Annotated in this window: 11 protein-coding genes; 2 read left to right on the forward strand and 9 right to left on the reverse strand. The window is 65.2% G+C overall.

The window, feature by feature from the left end; all coding sequences use genetic code 11:
- Positions 1-3 precede the first annotated feature (3 nt).
- From infB to ASC83_RS14655, 7 genes are all read right to left on the reverse strand, one after another.
- On the reverse strand, positions 4-2,877 hold the full coding sequence (infB, locus tag ASC83_RS14625; RefSeq protein WP_056063888.1) for a translation initiation factor IF-2: 2,874 nt from the start codon (positions 2,875-2,877) through the stop codon (positions 4-6).
- A 24-nt stretch (positions 2,878-2,901) separates the two neighbouring features.
- Positions 2,902-4,386: a transcription termination factor NusA gene (nusA, locus tag ASC83_RS14630; protein ID WP_056063891.1), complete on the reverse strand. Its 1,485-nt coding sequence runs from the start codon at positions 4,384-4,386 to the stop codon at positions 2,902-2,904.
- 80 nt (positions 4,387-4,466) lie between these two features.
- Positions 4,467-5,063, reverse strand: a complete 597-nt coding sequence (gene rimP / locus ASC83_RS14635; RefSeq protein WP_056063893.1) for a ribosome maturation factor RimP — start codon at positions 5,061-5,063, stop codon at positions 4,467-4,469.
- Between the two features lie 375 nt (positions 5,064-5,438).
- Positions 5,439-8,867: an SNF2-related protein gene (locus ASC83_RS14640; protein WP_369816977.1), complete on the reverse strand. Its 3,429-nt coding sequence runs from the start codon at positions 8,865-8,867 to the stop codon at positions 5,439-5,441.
- A gap of 123 nt (positions 8,868-8,990) precedes the next feature.
- Positions 8,991-9,392: a thioredoxin family protein gene (locus tag ASC83_RS14645; protein WP_056063895.1), complete on the reverse strand. Its 402-nt coding sequence runs from the start codon at positions 9,390-9,392 to the stop codon at positions 8,991-8,993.
- Between the two features lie 59 nt (positions 9,393-9,451).
- Entirely contained in the window at positions 9,452-10,732 is a 1,281-nt protein-coding gene (locus tag ASC83_RS14650; protein WP_056063898.1) for a cytochrome c, read from the reverse strand.
- A 14-nt stretch (positions 10,733-10,746) separates the two neighbouring features.
- Positions 10,747-11,559 carry a c-type cytochrome gene (locus ASC83_RS14655; RefSeq protein ID WP_056063899.1) on the reverse strand — a complete coding sequence of 271 codons (813 nt, stop codon included), beginning with the start codon at positions 11,557-11,559 and terminating at the stop codon, positions 10,747-10,749.
- Positions 11,560-11,729: 170 nt separating this feature from the next.
- Between ASC83_RS14655 and ASC83_RS14660 the strand changes: the two genes are divergently transcribed.
- Together ASC83_RS14660 and ASC83_RS14665 are read left to right on the forward strand one after the other, a co-directional pair.
- Positions 11,730-13,178, forward strand: coding sequence for a PLP-dependent aminotransferase family protein (locus ASC83_RS14660; protein ID WP_056063902.1), 1,449 nt, complete (start codon positions 11,730-11,732; stop codon positions 13,176-13,178).
- Positions 13,179-13,502: 324 nt separating this feature from the next.
- On the forward strand, positions 13,503-13,853 hold the full coding sequence (locus ASC83_RS14665; RefSeq protein ID WP_056063905.1) for a hypothetical protein: 351 nt from the start codon (positions 13,503-13,505) through the stop codon (positions 13,851-13,853).
- Between the two features lie 97 nt (positions 13,854-13,950).
- On the opposite strand, the gene ASC83_RS14670 is transcribed toward ASC83_RS14665, so the two are convergent.
- Positions 13,951-14,679: a prepilin-type N-terminal cleavage/methylation domain-containing protein gene (locus ASC83_RS14670; RefSeq protein WP_056063908.1), complete on the reverse strand. Its 729-nt coding sequence runs from the start codon at positions 14,677-14,679 to the stop codon at positions 13,951-13,953.
- Positions 14,680-14,715: 36 nt separating this feature from the next.
- Positions 14,716-16,038 carry a prepilin-type cleavage/methylation domain-containing protein gene (locus tag ASC83_RS14675; protein ID WP_233250243.1) on the reverse strand — a complete coding sequence of 441 codons (1,323 nt, stop codon included), beginning with the start codon at positions 16,036-16,038 and terminating at the stop codon, positions 14,716-14,718.
- Between the last annotated feature and the right edge of the window lie 6 nt (positions 16,039-16,044).

A 16,044-nucleotide genomic window follows, 5' to 3' on the forward strand; every position in this document is an offset into this window, starting at 1 on the left:
GCTTTACAGCGTCCGGGCGATTTCCTTGATGTCAAAGAACTCGAGTTGATCGCCTTCCTTGATGTCGTTGTAGTTCTTGAGCTTGATACCGCACTCAAAGCCTTCCTTGACATCCTTGACATCGTCCTTGAGGCGCTTGATCGAGTCGACTTCGCCGGTGTAGACCACCACGTTGTCGCGCAGCAGACGGAACTTGGCGTTGCGATGGACCATGCCGGACGTGATGTACGAACCCGCCACAGTACCGATCTTGGAGGCCACGAACACGGTGCGGATCTCGGCCGTACCAATGACTTCTTCGCGCTGCTCGGGAGCCAGCATGCCAGACATCGCCACACGCAACTCGTCCACAGCGTCGTAAATGATGCTGTAGTAATGCAGGTCCACGCCATTGCCTTCGGCCAGCTTGCGCGCACCGGCATCGGCACGCACGTTGAAGCCGATCACGATGGCCTTGGAGGCGATCGCCAGGTTGATGTCGGACTCGCTGATGGCGCCCACAGCGGCGTACACCAGTTGCACCTTGACCTCGTCGGTCGAGAGCTTGAGCAGCGACTGGGCCAGCGCTTCCTGCGAGCCTTGCACGTCCGCCTTGACGATGATGGGCAGGGTCTTGACCTCACCCGCCGTCATGTCGGCGAACATGTTTTCCAGCTTGGCGGCTTGCTGCTTGGCCAGCTTGGTGTTGCGGAACTTGCCTGCACGGTACGTCGCGATCTCACGGGCACGGCGCTCGTCCGTCAACACCATGAATTCGTCACCCGCCTGCGGCACTTCCGTCAGACCCTGGATTTCGACAGGAATCGATGGACCAGCCGTCTTGGCGACCTTGCCGTTTTCGTCCAGCATGGCGCGCACGCGGCCATAGGTCTGGCCAGCCAGCACCACATCACCCACCTTCAGCGTACCGGACTGCACCAGCACCGTGGCCACAGGGCCGCGGCCCTTGTCCAGCTGGGCTTCGATCACGAGACCCTTGGCCAGCGAATCCACCGGCGCCTTGAGTTCCAGCACTTCGGCCTGCAGCAGCACTTGCTCCAGCAGGGTGTCGATGCCCATGCCGGTCTTGGAGGACACGGGCACAAAGGGCGAATCGCCACCGTATTCTTCAGGCACCACCTCTTCGACCACCAGCTCCTGCTTGACGCGGTCTGGGTTGGCATCAGGCTTGTCAGCCTTGGTGATGGCCACCACGATCGGTACACCAGCAGCCTTAGCGTGCTTGATGGCTTCCTTGGTCTGCGGCATGACGCCGTCGTCGGCGGCCACCACCAGAATCACGATGTCGGTGGCCTGGGCACCACGGGCACGCATGGCCGTGAAAGCCTCGTGACCCGGGGTGTCGAGGAACGAGACCATGCCGCGTGGCGTTTCCACGTGGTAGGCACCAATGTGCTGGGTAATGCCACCGGCTTCGCCCGCAGCCACCTTGGCGCGGCGGATGTAATCCAGCAGCGAGGTCTTGCCATGGTCCACGTGACCCATCACGGTCACGACCGGAGCGCGCGGCAGCAGTTCTGCATTTTGCTGGCCTGCATCTTCGTCGGTGAAGGCTTCCGGGTCGTCCAGCGCAGCCACGACGGCCTTGTGACCCAGCTCTTCCACCACGATCATGGCCGTGTCCTGGTCCAGCGGCTGGTTGATGGTGACCATCTGGCCCATCTTCATAAGCGCCTTGATGACCTCGTTGGCCTTGATGGACATTTTGTGCGCCAATTCAGCCACGGTAATGGTCTCGGGCACATGCACTTCGATGATGCGTGCTTCGACCGGTGCGGCCTGCTGGTGATCATCACGGTGGTCGCGGTTGTCGCCACGGCGGCCACGCGGGCCACCACGCCAGTTGTTGCGACCGACACCGCCGCTGCTGTCGCCGCGGGTCTTGATTTCTTTTTTCTTGGCCGTGTCATTGGCCCAGCTGGAGGACAGCTTGGCTGACTTCACTTCCTTGCCAGCGCCAGGCGCACCCGCGCCCGCTCCAGCAGCAGCGGGAGCACCGGCGCGCGCCACGCCAGTGCCGACTGCCGGCTTGTGCAAAGTACCCTTCTTGGCGTCACCCACGGCAGCAGGCTTGGCCGCTGGCTTGGGTTCCTCGGGCTTCTTGGCGACCATGACCGCCTTCTTGGGCGTAGCCATCATGGAGCGAATGGCGGCAGCTTCGGCCTCGGCCTTGCGGCGACGTGCATCCAGGTCGGCCGCACGGGCGGCTTCTTCGTCAGAGCGGGCCTTGGATTCGGCAGCAGCCTTTTCGCGGGCTTCGTTCTGTGCTGCCGTGCGCGCAGCGGCTTCGGCAGCCTGCTCGCGGGTGGCTTCCTGCTTGACGGCAGAAGCCTGGGCCTTCTTCTCAGCTTCCTGAGCAGCGTAGGCGGCAGCACGCTCTTCGGCTTCGCGCTCGCGCTTTTCGCGGGCTTCGCGCTCGGCACGTTTTTCGGCCAATTCCGCCTCCTGGCGGCGGATCAGCTCGGCCTGGCGGCGGGCTTCTTCCTCGCGGCGGGACAGCTCAAGGTCTTCACTCGACACCGCGGGTTCTTCCACCGCCGCGGGTGCGTGCGACTCTGCAGCAGCCTCTGCACCTTCGTCGCGCTGAATGAACGTGCGCTTCTTACGCACTTCCACCTGGATGGTACGGGCCTTGCCCGTAGCGTCCGCCTGCTTGATTTCGCTGGTGGACTTCTTGACCAGCGTGATCTTCTTGCGATCGGCCGAGGCCGTGCCGTGGCTGGCCTGCAGGTAAGCAAGCAGCTTTTGCTTGTCCGACTCGGTCAACGCGTCAGAGGGAGCAGCCTTGCCCACGCCGGCAGCCTTGAGCTGGTCGAGCAGGGTTTCAGGCGATTTTTTGAGTTCGGTAGCGAACTCGGCGACAGTGTTACTGGACATATGTGGTTCGTGCCTCCCTGACCTTTACTCTTGCCCCGCGAACCAGTGTTCGCGCGCCTTCATGATCAAGGCTTTGGCTTCCTCTTCAGACTGTCCGGTCAGGTCGGTCAGTTCATCAATGGCCAGATCGGCCAGGTCGTCACGTGTGTGCACACCGCCTTCGGCCAATTTGGCAATCAGCTCAGGGGTGAGGCCTTCGAGGTCGCGCAGGTCCTGGGAGACCTCTTCCACGCTTTCCTCACGGGCAATTTCCATGGTGAGCAGCGCGTCCTTGGCACGGGCCCGCAGTTCGTTGACGGTGTCTTCATCGAAGCTTTCGATCTCCAGCATTTCCTGCAGGGGAACGTAGGCCACTTCTTCGAGGCTGTTGAAGCCTTCGGAGATCAGGATGTCGGCGATTTCCTCGTCCACATCGAGCTTTTCCATGAACAGCTTGCGGGCCGTATCGGTCTCGTTGGCCTGCTTTTGCGCGCTTTCGGCGGCGTCCATGATGTTGATCTTCCAGCCGGTCAGGTCGGACGCCAGGCGCACGTTCTGACCACCACGGCCGATGGCGATGGCGAGGTTTTCCTCGTCCACGACCACATCCATGGCGTGCTTTTCCTCATCGACCACGATGGAGGACACGTTGGCCGGAGCCAGTGCGCCAATCACGAACTGTGCGGGGTCTTCGGACCACAGCACGATGTCCACGCGCTCGCCAGCAAGCTCGTTGGTCACCGCGTTCACACGGGTGCCACGCACGCCGACGCAGGTGCCGATGGGGTCCACGCGCTTGTCATGGGACAGCACGGCGATCTTGGCACGCGAGCCGGGGTCACGGGCGCAGGATTTGATCTCCAGCAGGCCTTGCTCGATCTCGGGCACTTCCTGGCGGAAGAGTTCGATCATGAACTCAGGCGCCGAACGCGACAGGATGATGGGAGCGCCGCGCAGTGTCAGGTCCACTTCCATGATCATGGCCCGCACGCGGTCGCCGCTGCGCAGGTTTTCCTTGGGGATCATTTCGCTGCGGCGCAGACGGCCTTCCACGCGGCCGGACTCGACAATGATGTCGCCCTTGTCCATGCGCTTGACGGTGCCGGTGAAGATCTTCTCGCCGCGCGACATGAAGTCGTTGAGCAACATTTCGCGCTCAGCGTCGCGGATCTTCTGCAGGATGACCTGCTTGGCAGCCATGGCGCCGATGCGACCGATGGGCACCGACTCGACACCCTCTTCGATGTACTCGCCGACTTCGATGTCTGGGATGCGATCCTTCGCATCCATCAGCAGCTCTTCGGCTTCGGGGTTTTGCAGGCCCGCATCGTCGGGCACCACCAGCCAGCGACGGAAAGTCTCGTAGTTGCCGCTGTCGCGATCCACAGACACGCGAATGTCCACCTCGCCCTGGTACAGCTTCTTGGTAGCCTGGGCCAGGGCCGACTCCACGGCGCCCAAGACCACATCACGCTCCACGTTCTTTTCGCGCGAAATGGCCTCAACCAACATCAACAATTCGCGATTCATGCGACGACTCTCCTGTTTTCAATCACCCGAGGGCAAGGCAACGCACTGCAGCCACCCACCCCACAATTTTCAGCAGCAAATCAGGCAGGTGCAGCCCCGGCCTTGCCTGCGCGTCCCTTGAAGTCCACGATGGGCGCAAGGCGCACATCCCGGCATTCGTCCAAGGTGAAGCCCATCGCCTGCAACGGGGCGGGCACGCGTTTCTTGCTGACTCTTTGTCCTGGCTTGACCGGCGGCTCGTCGCTCCAGACGATCTGCCAGCCTCCGGCCTCGGCCCGCTCCAGCGTGCCGCGAAATTTCTTGCGGGTGGCGTTGACCTGGCCTCCCGCTGCTGCGGCGCCGATGGGCGCCTTCAGGGTGATGTCGATGACAGAGCCTTCAAAGCGCACGAAGTCTTGCTCGTGGCGCAAGGGCCGGTCGATACCAGGGGATGACACTTCGAGGCGCTTGTACTCGACGCCATCGACCTCCAGCGCAAACTGCAGCTGGCGGGTGACCTTCTCGCAATCCTCGACCGTCACGAACTGCTCGATCACAGGCTGGGGCGCATCAGCGGCCGGCTGCACCCAAGGCAAGTCGATGGTGACGCGCAACAGGCCGCCGGCAGAGCGCTCGATCTCCACCAGGTCATATCCCAGTCCCGTCACAATTTGTTCAACGACTTGCTGCAATGCCACGTGTTCAGTTCAATCCCGGATAAACCACACAACTTGCGCCCATCAGGGCCAGGCCACCAGCCCGCCCACTGGGAGCACTGTTTGTGCCCCTCGTTTGCGCAAATCCAAAACAAAAAACCCGATAACCCCCGGAGACTCTTCCCCGACAGCTTCGAGCTCCAAAAGCGTTCGACCAAAAAAAACGGGCGGTTGGTACCCGCCCGTTTGGTCGTGAGATTCGTATTGTAGCGCGCAAAGTGTTGATTTGCAAAGGCGGCGGCAGGGAAAACTGTTGTCAACACGCTCAGGCAGGACGCCCAAGCCAGTGTCCATGCGGCCTTCCGGGCGGTGCCCCGCCTCAATGGCACGACACGCTTGTCCAAGCTGCACCAGCAGCTATGACAGTGATAGCGGCTGCAGCAGTTCTGCCAGATCGCTTTCGGTGAAGAGCGGCTCCTTGCGGGCAGCAGCTCCGCTGTACAGGCTGCCCGCCAGCTGCGCCTTGCGCTCCTGCAGGGCCAGGATGCGCTCCTCGATCGTCCCCTGCGCCACCAGCCTGATCACCCACACGCTTTGCGTCTGACCCATGCGGTGCGCACGGTCGGTGGCCTGGTTTTCCACCGCCGGGTTCCACCAAGGGTCGAAATGGATCACCGTGTCGGCCTGCGGCAGGTTCAGCCCCACCCCGCCCGCCTTGAGGCTGATGAGAAACAAAGGCACCTGCCCGCTGGTGAACTGCTCGATGATCGCGTCGCGCCTTTGGCTCTGCCCCGTGAGCTTGACCCAGGGCAGGTCGCGCTTTTTCAGCTCGGTCTCGATCAGCCTGAGCATGCTGGTGAACTGCGAGAACAGCAAAATGCGCCGCCCCTCGGCCAACATTTCGGGCAGCAGCGTCATCAAATGGTCCAGCTTGGCCGAGGTCTCCACGGCCTTGGCTGCGTCCAACGGCACCAGCTGCGGGTGGCAGCACACCTGCCGCAGCTTGAGCAGCGCATCCAGGATGGTGATCTGCGATGGCGCCAGCCCCTTGGACTGCAGCGCTTCGCGCACGGTTTTCTCCATGCCCAGGCGGATGGTTTCGTACAGGTCCGCCTGCGCGCCGGTCAGCTCCACAGGCATGACCGATTCGACCTTGGGCGGCAGCTCCCCTGCCACCAGCGCCTTGGTCCGCCGCAGCATGAAGGGGGTGATGCGGGCGCGCAACTGGGCCATGCGCGCACCGTCGCCCTGCTTTTCGATGGGCGTACGAAACACCTCCTTGAAGCGCGTTTGGCTGCCCAGAAAGCCCGGCATCAAGAAGTGGAACAGGCTCCAGACCTCGCCCAGGTGGTTTTCCATGGGCGTACCCGACAAGCACAGCCGGTGGCGCGCCTGCAGTTCGCTGACCACCTGTGCGGCCTGGCTGCTGGCGTTCTTGATGTTCTGGGCCTCGTCCAGCACCACCAGGTGCCACTGGTGCGCCAGCCAGCGGTCTCGGTCGCGTTGCAGCAGCGAATACGGCGCGATGACCAGGTCGTGCTCGGTGACTTCATCGGCCGCTTCATGGCGATCCGCGCCATGCAGCACCAGGCACCGCAGACCCGGGCAAAAGCGAGCGGCCTCGCGCTGCCAGTTGCCCATCAGGCTCACGGGCGCAATGACCAGCGCAGGGCACGTCAGCCGCCCAGCGTCCTTTTCGACCTGGATGTGCGCCAGGGTCTGCAGGGTCTTGCCCAGGCCCATGTCGTCGGCCAGCACACCGGCCAGGCCGTGGGCCCGCAAAAACTGCAGCCAGTTTAGGCCTTGCTGCTGGTAGGGCCGCAGCGTGGCACGCACGCTGGCGGGCAGCGGCACCTCGGGCAAGGCACTGGCGCCCCGCAGCTGGGCCAGCATGTCGCGCAAGGCACCGGCGCCCTGCCACACCGCGCCCTCGCCCAGCGCAGCACCGGTGCGCAGGGCGTCCAGGCGCGAGAGCTTCAGGCGGTCGGCGTTGAAGTCACGCGCGCGGTCGCCCGCGAGATCGAGCAGCGCTGCCATCCAGGGCCGCAGGGTATCTGTCGGCAGGCGCACAAACCCGGCACCGGTCAACGAGGGCATGTAGACATGTCCCGGCAGCTGGGGCAAACCCGTCGCTGGGTCCAGCGGCTGGGCCGCCGCAGCGGCAATCAGATCGGGCAGCCAGGGCAGGATGTTGTGGCGCACACCATTGATCTCCATGCCCAGCGACAGCGCAAACCAGGGCGATGTGGTCGCGTCATCCTCCTCAGGCTGCAGCGCCACATCCAGTCGGTCGGCGTGTTGCACCCAGCCATGCAGCGCCGCGTCCAGCGTCACATCAAAACCCGCGTCGCGCAGCCCTGCAAAGCCGTTGTCTGCCCAATGCATCCAGTCATCCTGCGCACACTCGCCAGGGATGCCGAACAGGCCGTCGTCGGTGGCCAGGAGGCCCAGACCCTGCAGACGCTCGATGGCATGGCGTTCAGCCACCGCATCGCGCTGCAGCAGCACCTGGCCGCCGTCGGCACCGGGCACCAGCACCGCCAGCTCCTGCCCTGCCCACCAGCCCACATAGCCCTGGTAGTCAAAACGCAAGTGCGCGGTGATAAGCCCCATTTCAGCCACCTGGTTCGGAGATGACGGAGCCAGATGCAGGCGCGCCACGGGCTTCACCCCCCGCACCTGCGTGAGCGGTCCCAGCGCCGGCGGCAACGGCAACACCCCGCCAATGCGGCGCACCACCTCGGCATGGTGTTTTTGCAGCGCCGCAGCACTGAGCGCGGGGGCCTTGAGCAGCATGGCCACCTGGGCCGGGCTCAGGCCCTCGGCGTGCACCGGACCGCAGACGCCCTGGACGGCGTCCAGGTACAAGGGCGGATGGTTGTCGCACAGGACGGCGGTGTCGCCTGGCAGACTGGCCCGCAGGCCCCAGACGGCCTCGCCGCCTTGCGCCGGCGTGGACGCCTGCCATGCCCACGCGATGGGCAGCGGATCGCCCCATCGCAAAGGCTCACCCACGGTGGACCCACCCGCATCCACAAACAGGCGGCCTGTGGCCGCAGCCTGCTCCAGCGCCAGCAAGCCCACCGCACCCTCCAGCACCCCAATGGGCGCGACGCTGTAGGCCGAGTAGTACCCCACGCTGCGGGGCATGGCACGCAGCAGCTGCAGCACCTGGCGGTCGACATCGCTGGCGCGGTCGTACACCGCCTGGCCGGGCGCGGGCTGGGTGCGGATCTGTTGCGGCTTGGCCCACCCCCCGGTGAGCTTGGGGTACGACACCACGGCCTCCAGCTGCAACTGCGGCACGCTGGTGCGCGCCCGCCCTACGGTAGAGACAAGATAGAGATAACACTCGGGCCGCCCCGGCCGTGCGACCGGCTCCTGCGGCACAGCACCGCCCAGAGCGCGGTCCCACTCCTGCAGCCAGTGCACCAGCCGCGCCTCGGCCTCGGCGCGCGCCAGGGCCTCTTTGCGCTCCTGCATGGTCTTGAGCGCATCGGCAGCCCGCGTGGACGACGGGCCCTGCGCCGGGTCGCGGTGCGCGGCCTCCAGGGTCAGGGCCACGGCGTGCTTGCAATCTGCCCCCACGGGGCAACTGCAATCGCCCGACCATTGCTTGACCTGGCCATTGGGCGCAAGCACCAGTTGCACAGACACTTCGTACGGGTCGGGCGAGCTGCCCTGCACTTCACCCGCCAAGGCCCAGCGGCCCTCGGCCTGTTGCTGGAGCCCCACGCGCACCACATCTGCCTGGCGGTACAGCTCCATGCCCCGCTCCCAGGTGCCCTTGTCGCACTGGGCCTGCAGCGAGTTGAGCGGGAACCAGGGTGGAGGGGGTGTGGACACAGATTTAGAGCAAAAAGTGGCTGTAGCGCTAGTGGATCATGCGCCGTCAGCTATCAAAAAAAGAGCATTCAAGATGTGGGCGATGGTACGGTAGCCACCGCTGCCAGCCCGCAAGCCCGCCCGCTAGGCGCGGCGTGCTGCGCGCACCCGCTCGAAAACGCTCTGGGCCTCGCCCCCCGCCCCGGCACTGCCGGGCGCTGCCGCCTGCAGGCTGGTCAACAACCGCGTGAGCACTGGCGCCTGCGGCAACAACGGGCCCAGGAACAGGGCCCGCTCGCCGTCGGCAATCAGCAGGGTGGGAAAGGTTTCCACATCCAGGTCCCCGACCAGATCGGATTCGTCTTCGATGTCCACCCATTCAAACCGCACGTCCGGGTGTGCACGGGCCAATTCGTCGAACAAGGGGCGATAAATGCCGCAGGTGCCGCACCACGCTGCACACAGGCACACGGCCCACCAGCCGCTGGGCGTGGCGGCACCTGGGCTCGTGGGGGCGGGTTCGGGCAGTGCGGCGGGACTGGACATCAAAAGGGCTCCTGGAGGGCCGCGCTGCGGGGCGGCTGGCGCGGGCCCCGGGCCTGGCGCTACATGCCGCGGCGCTCGCGCGCGCGATAGACCTCGATGGTACCCACACCTGGCGCCTGGTTGCCCCAGCTGTTGCGCACAAACGTGGTCACCGCCGCCACCTCCTCGTCCGACAAGGTCTGCTGAAACGGCGGCATGCCGTGCGGACGCGGGTTGCCTGCGGTGGCGGGCAGGTAGCCGCCCTGCAGCACCACGCGCACCAGGTTGGTGGGGTCGGCCAGCGTGATGGCGCGATTGCCCGCCAGTGCCGGAAACGCGCCCGGCTCGCCCTGCCCCCGGTCGCCGTGGCACTGCGCGCATTGCTGCTCGTACACCTTGCCGCCTCGCGCCATCGCGCTGGCCGGGGGGGCGGCCACGGTGGCAGCCGCCTTGCGATCCTGCTGCGGCAGGCCCTGCAGGTACACGGCCATGGCGCGCGCATCGGCGTCGCTCAGGTACTGCGTGCTGCGAAACACCACCTCGGCCATGGGGCCCAGCACCGAGCCCTGCGGGGCCACGCCGGTCTTGAGCAGTGCCACCACGTCGTCGGTGCGCCACTCCTTCACGCCCGCCTCGTGCGCCGCATTGAGTGCGGGGGCATACCAGTTCTGCACCGGGATCAACCCGCCGGTGAAGGCCTTGGCGTCCGTCGTGGCGCCCAGTGCATTGCGGGGCGTGTGGCAGGCGGTGCAGTGGCCCAGGCCGTTGACTAGATAGGCGCCCCGGTTGTATTCCGCCGTCTGCGTGGGTTCGGCGCTGGGCGCTCCGGGCGCAAAGAACAGCGCACGCCACACGGCCAATGCCGCCTGCGTGTTGTACGGAAAACGCAGCGCATGGGCGCGGTTGGCGTCGGGTGCAGCAGGCACGCTTTGCAGATAGGCAAAGATGGCGTCCGAATCCTCGCGCGTCACCTGCGTGTAGTTGGGGTACGGGAAGGCCGGGTACAGCAGCCGCCCGTCCTTGCTGCGGCCATGGTGCATGGCGCGCCAGAACTCGGCCGAGGTCCAGCTGCCAATGCCTTGCACCCTGTCGGGCGTGAGGTTGGAGCTGTGCACCACGCCAAACGGCGTCTCAATGCCGCGCCCGCCTGCAAACGGCGCGCCACCCTGGGTGGTGTGGCAGGCCATGCAGTTGCCGACGCGGGCCAGATATTCGCCGCGCTGCACCAGCACGGGCGTGGATTGCAGCGTCTCGGCGGTGGGCAGCGGCTCTTCGCCACGCAGGTTCAGGGTGATCAGCACGGCGGCGGCAATGCCGAGCGCCGCCAGCACGGAAGAGAGGGTCCAGAGGATGCGTTTCATCGGTGCATCCCTTCTCAGCGTGCCGCTGCAGCAGCGACGGGAACCTCAGCCACACCGCCGCATCGGGCCGGCATGGCGGCGGGCAGCGTGCGGGCTGGCTTGCCACCCGCCGCCACGGGCTGGGCTGCCAGCCAGGCCGAGACTGCGCTCACGTCATCGGGCGTGAGCTGGCGGGCAATATCGGCCATGCAGTCGGGCACGTGCGCGCGGCGCTGGCCGGTCTTCCAGGCGCCCAGCTGGCTGTTGAGGTAGTCACGCGGCAGGCCCAGCAGGCCGGGGATGGACGGTGCCACGCCCGTCATGGCCGCACCGTGGCAGGCCACACAGGCGGGAATGCGGCGCGCCGCGTCGCCCTGCTGCACCAGCTGGCGGCCCTGCTCCAGCGCGGCGGCGGGCGCTTGTGGTGCGGGCGGCGGTGGGTACGGCAAGTCGAGCGCGGCAAAGTGCTCGGCCATCTCGCGCAGGTAATCGTCCGTCAGGTGCTCGATGAGGTAGCCCATCTGCGGGTAGCTGCGCCGCCCGTCCCGAAAGTTGAGCAGCTGGTTGGTCAGATAACCCGCTGGCTTGCCCGCAATGCGCGGAAAGTAGCCGTCGGGCGTGGCACGGCCTTCCTTGCCGTGGCAGGCGGTGCAGGCCAGCACGCGTGAAGACATGGAAGACGCGGGCACTGTGGCCACAGTGGATGCAGCGGCCACCGGGGTTGCAGGGTTGGCGCTGGCAGGCACCGTCTGGGCCACAGCGCCAGCGCTCAAGGCCAGCGCCAACAGGGCAGTGGCCGCAGGCAGGCTGAGAACGGGGCGCAGCAAGCTGCGCAGGCAATCGGTCATGGGAATCTTTTTGTCCGGGAAAGAAACGGTTGGGTGGCCCACAGCGGCCAAACACGCAAGGCGTGCGCCCACACAGTCCGCCACTCTACGCCCGCCCCCAAAAACAGTACAGATTCAGTTTCGAGTTAAAAATACAGATCAGTTTACCCTGCATCAACCCGGCCCTGCCCATGAAGCGCTACGAACGCCACGCCGACGCCATTGCCCAGCTCATCCACAGCGGCGCCCTGCGTCCCGGCGACCGCGTGCCCTCGGTGCGCGAGGCCAGCCGCACACGGGGCATCAGCCCGTCCACCGTGTTCGAGGCGTATTACCTGCTGGAGGCCCAGGGCCTGATCCATGCGCGCCCGCGCTCGGGCTACTACGTCAGCGCCCGGCTACCAGGTACGGCCGAGGTTCGACCCGCGGAGCCCCAGCCCTCGCAGCCCGCCGCCACCTCCACCGGCGTGGCCATCAGCGACCTGGTGTTCGAGGTGCTGGGCCTGGCGCGCGACCGCGACCTGGTGCCGCTGGGCTCGGCCTTTCCAGGGCTGGAGCTGTTTCCACTGGAGCGCCTGGCGCGCTGCCTGGGCAGCGGCATGCGCAAGCTCGACCCGTGGACCATCGTGCAAAGCCTGCCGCCCGGCGACGAACGCCTGCGCCAGCAGATTGCCCTGCGCTACGGCGTGCACGGCATGCCGGTGGACGTGGAAGAAATCATCATCACCAACGGCGCCATGGAGGCGCTCAACCTCTGCCTGGAGGCCGTCACCCAGCCCGGCGACGTGGTGGTGGTCGAATCGCCCACCTTCTACGCCGCGTTGCAGGCCCTGGAGCGGCTGAACCTGCAGGCGCTGGAAATCGCCACCCACCCGCGCGATGGCATCGACCTGGCAGCGTTGGCGCAAGCACTGGAGCGGCAAACACCCCACCAGCCCATCAAGGCCTGCTGGCTCATGCCCAGCTTTCAGAACCCGCTGGGCAGCCTGATGCCCGAGGACAAGAAGCGCGAGCTGGTCGCCCTGCTGGCGCGCCACGGTGTCCCGCTGATCGAGGACGACGTGTATGGCGAGCTGCACTTTGGCCCCCAGCGCCCGCCCCCAGCCAAGGCGTTTGATATCGAGGGGCTGGTGATGCACTGCAGCTCATTCAGCAAAAGCCTGGCGCCCGGCTACCGGGTGGGCTGGGTGGCGGCGGGCCGCCAGGCCAAGGCGGTGCAGCGGCTCAAGCTCATGACCACGCTATCGGCTGCCACGCCGTCACAGCAGGCGCTGTCGGAATACCTGGCCCAGGGCGGCTACGACCGGCACCTGCGCCAGCTGCGCCGCAGCCTGGCCGAGCAGCAGGCGCTGGCCCTGGCGGCCGTAGCGCAGCACTTCCCACACGGCACCCGCGTATCGCGGCCTGAGGGTGGGTACTTCTTGTGGGTGGAGCTGCCGCCTGAAGTGAACGCGCTGGAACTGCACCGACTGGCACTGCAGCAGGGCATTAGCCTCGCGCCCGGGCAGATCTTCTCGGCCGACCAGCGGTTTGCGCACTGCGTACGCATCAACTACGGGCATCCAGCGCAGGGGCGGCTGGAACCAGCACTGCGCACCGTGGGCCAACTGGCCGCGGGCTTGGCGACAGCCGTTCCGTAGAGCACAGCAATTACAAAAAGAACTAGCAAAACGATAGCTTGTAAAGCATGCGGATGTGGCGCTTAGGCCCATTTCTATCAGAGCCCTGGCACCTGCAGACGGCGCGCGGCCCTGGCACCAATTAACCGCATTGCCCCCGCCAGCGCGCACCTCGCTAGCCTTGCACCACGCTGACACCCCACCCACCGCGTTGGAAAGGCCCAACCTCGGGTTCTCCCGCAGCAGGCACAGCGCTTGCAGCGGCATACTGGCGCCCGCCCGCACCCTGGGCTACGCACCACAGCGGCCCACGCGCCCCGCCCTCCAACCTCAACGCCCAACACCATGGCCGCACCCCAGCATGTTCCGTTTGTGATGGTGGAAGACGAAGATGACTGGGTGGTTTCGTTCGCCCTGGGCCCACAAGGTGCCGACCGCCTCACACTGGTGCGCACCCCCCACCTCGAATTCATGCTGCGGCCCGAGCAGCGCGGCGTATCAGTGGGCGCCGAGGCAGGCCAGCGCCCCGCCTTGCTCGTGGCGGTGCAATGGGGCCACAAATGTGTGGATGTGGTATCCACCGCCAAGCGCTACAGCCTGGACATCAGCAAGGTGGACAACGCTACCCGCGACGCGGCGCTGAGCCTGCTGGGCAAGATGAATTTTGACCAGCGGTTTCAGCTGGCAGAAGCTTGAGGACCGAGGGTTTAATCGTTCAAAGCGACGACACGCCAAGTACCCCTGCCTCACGCTACCGCCACCGCGCCAAGCGTTCGCGGCTCGCGCACGGAAATCAGCGCATCATCTGAAAAAGCGCCGTGGTGATGGCCACCTGCGATTCATCCAGCGAAGTCACTGTGGTGGACCCAAATGCCATCCGGTCATCAATGGGCCAGGCTTGGCCATTGAGTTCAGCGATGGAATTGGCGAAGGAGATATCGCGCCAGCGCCCAAAACGCGCATCACTGCGTCCGTCGATCTGCTGGTCCAACGCAGCCGCCAAGGAAAACGTCACACCACGGACCACCATGATGTTGCGCTTGCGAGATACAAACACTCCCCCGGTGGCGCCAGGCTCAGCCCAGTCACGGCTTTGAAAACACACCCGCACTTCCTGCGGGTTCCCATTGCTGTCCAGATACACATAGCGGTCCTGCTGGCCCTCGGCACGGCCCGTGGGCAGGCGGATACCGGCGGCCAGAAATGCATTGATCATGTCCGCACCACACAGCTCTGTACCGGGCGTGGCAGCGTTTCCATTGACCTGCCCTGTGGGCGCGGTCGGGTTGTCACCGGGTGGGTAACCCACACCGTTGAAGAAGCCTTCATACGCGAGTTGCCAGCCCTGGATGAAGTCGGTGGACAGCCGCTGATTGGCGGCAGAACGCTGCAAATCACGACCAACAGCAACGGCACCCAGCAACAAGCCGATCACGATCAGAACGACGCTCAGCTCGAGAAGCGAAAAACCACGTTGTCGACGCGAGGCAGCGCCGTGAGGGTGAATGTGAAATGGGGTCATGGTGCGTCACTCAGTAAACGTCGGTCATCAAATTCATCAGTGGCCAATGGCGTCAGCCCGCAACGCGTTGGTATTAATGTCTCGTGACAATTCGGTCATTGCCGTCGTGCGTGTCGCGAAGCCATCAAAAACATCCTCAGCTTCTGCAAGAGAAAGCGCAGCATCCACCACAGCGGCCGCAGCCGCAATATCGCTGGCCACAGCCAATCCGATGCCCACAGCCGCCAGTGCTATCTGAAACGCACGAGCGCCCACAGACATGGTGGTATCTGCCACGGCGGACACCATCTCCTTCGCGGCATCTAGCGACCCAGCAGCTGCAGAAAGCGCTCCTGCCGCCGCCGCGGCAACATCAGCACGAGCCAGCACCACAGCGATGTAGAGTTGATCACGGTAGTCGTACATGGCACGCTCCATCACAAAAGCTCCCGTGGCTACGTTGAAATGAGCGTGTGAAATGGCGGACAACGCTGCCCCACATTGCAGCTCTGCAAACAGCTCGGTGTGACTCGCGGCCAGCACGATGTCATCGTACTGTTCGGTTACAGCCTGACTGGGCGAAGCGAAAGTGGGGTCAGCGTTGGATGCAGTGGCATTGGCGCCGTCAAACGCCTGGCCATTGCCTTGGGCATCCAACAGACCTGGCGCGGCGATCACGAAGGCGGCGGTGCGCCGGGTTGCTCCGACCTGAGTGGCCAACCGGCCAGCAGGAGCCACCAAAGCATCGCTGGCGGTGTTCAGCGCCAGGCAAATGTCAATGAGATTGACCGCATTGACTACACCCAATGGACAGGCCGGGTCACCGGCAGCATCGCAGGCTGGGTTCAGTGGTGCCGCATCGTTGCCAGACTGGGTAACTCCCAACACGCTGTTCAAGCTGGACAGCACTTCCGGAATGGGAGGCGCGTTTGGGTTGGGGGCCGCTGTGTGGTTCTGGGGTTTGGGAGATGGGGTGCGTACACGCAGCGGGTTCATGCGGTCGCGAGCCACCGCAAGGTCCCGGTCCGAAGGAGCGGCAACCATCGTGGCACCTGAAGGCTCACGGTATACGCCGTACCGCAAACGTCCTGCCTCAGGGCGCGGAAGGTTCAACGTACGCCAAGGGAGATAGCCCACCTGGCGAATCACGGCACCATCCGTGCAGGACTCCACGCCGTTAGCATCCGCAGCCGGGCATGGCAACCTGAAATGAGAATGCAGATAACCCAGCAGTGCCTGGCGCGACTGCTGTTGCGCGTCCATTTGCACGGCCGCCACGCGATGCCGCTCTGACAACTGCCAGAAGATGACTGCACCAGGCAATATCAGCCCCAGAGCCAACAACACCAGCGACAGCTCGACCAGAGTGAAACCCTCCATACGGTG

This window comes from Acidovorax sp. Root402 (assembly GCF_001425125.1).
In the GTDB taxonomy this organism is placed as follows: domain Bacteria; phylum Pseudomonadota; class Gammaproteobacteria; order Burkholderiales; family Burkholderiaceae_C; genus Acidovorax; species Acidovorax delafieldii.

Coding starts and splice junctions, on each gene's coding strand:
- infB (WP_056063888.1), bottom strand. CDS start 2,877: ATGTCCAGTAACACTGTCGCCGAGTTCGCTACCGAACTCAAAAAATCG.
- ASC83_RS14645 (WP_056063895.1), bottom strand. CDS start 9,392: ATGTCCAGTCCCGCCGCACTGCCCGAACCCGCCCCCACGAGCCCAGGT.
- nusA (WP_056063891.1), bottom strand. CDS start 4,386: ATGAATCGCGAATTGTTGATGTTGGTTGAGGCCATTTCGCGCGAAAAG.
- ASC83_RS14655 (WP_056063899.1), bottom strand. CDS start 11,559: ATGACCGATTGCCTGCGCAGCTTGCTGCGCCCCGTTCTCAGCCTGCCT.
- ASC83_RS14650 (WP_056063898.1), bottom strand. CDS start 10,732: ATGAAACGCATCCTCTGGACCCTCTCTTCCGTGCTGGCGGCGCTCGGC.
- ASC83_RS14675 (WP_233250243.1), bottom strand. CDS start 16,038: ATGGAGGGTTTCACTCTGGTCGAGCTGTCGCTGGTGTTGTTGGCTCTG.
- ASC83_RS14665 (WP_056063905.1), top strand. CDS start 13,503: ATGGCCGCACCCCAGCATGTTCCGTTTGTGATGGTGGAAGACGAAGAT.
- ASC83_RS14660 (WP_056063902.1), top strand. CDS start 11,730: ATGAAGCGCTACGAACGCCACGCCGACGCCATTGCCCAGCTCATCCAC.
- ASC83_RS14670 (WP_056063908.1), bottom strand. CDS start 14,679: ATGACCCCATTTCACATTCACCCTCACGGCGCTGCCTCGCGTCGACAA.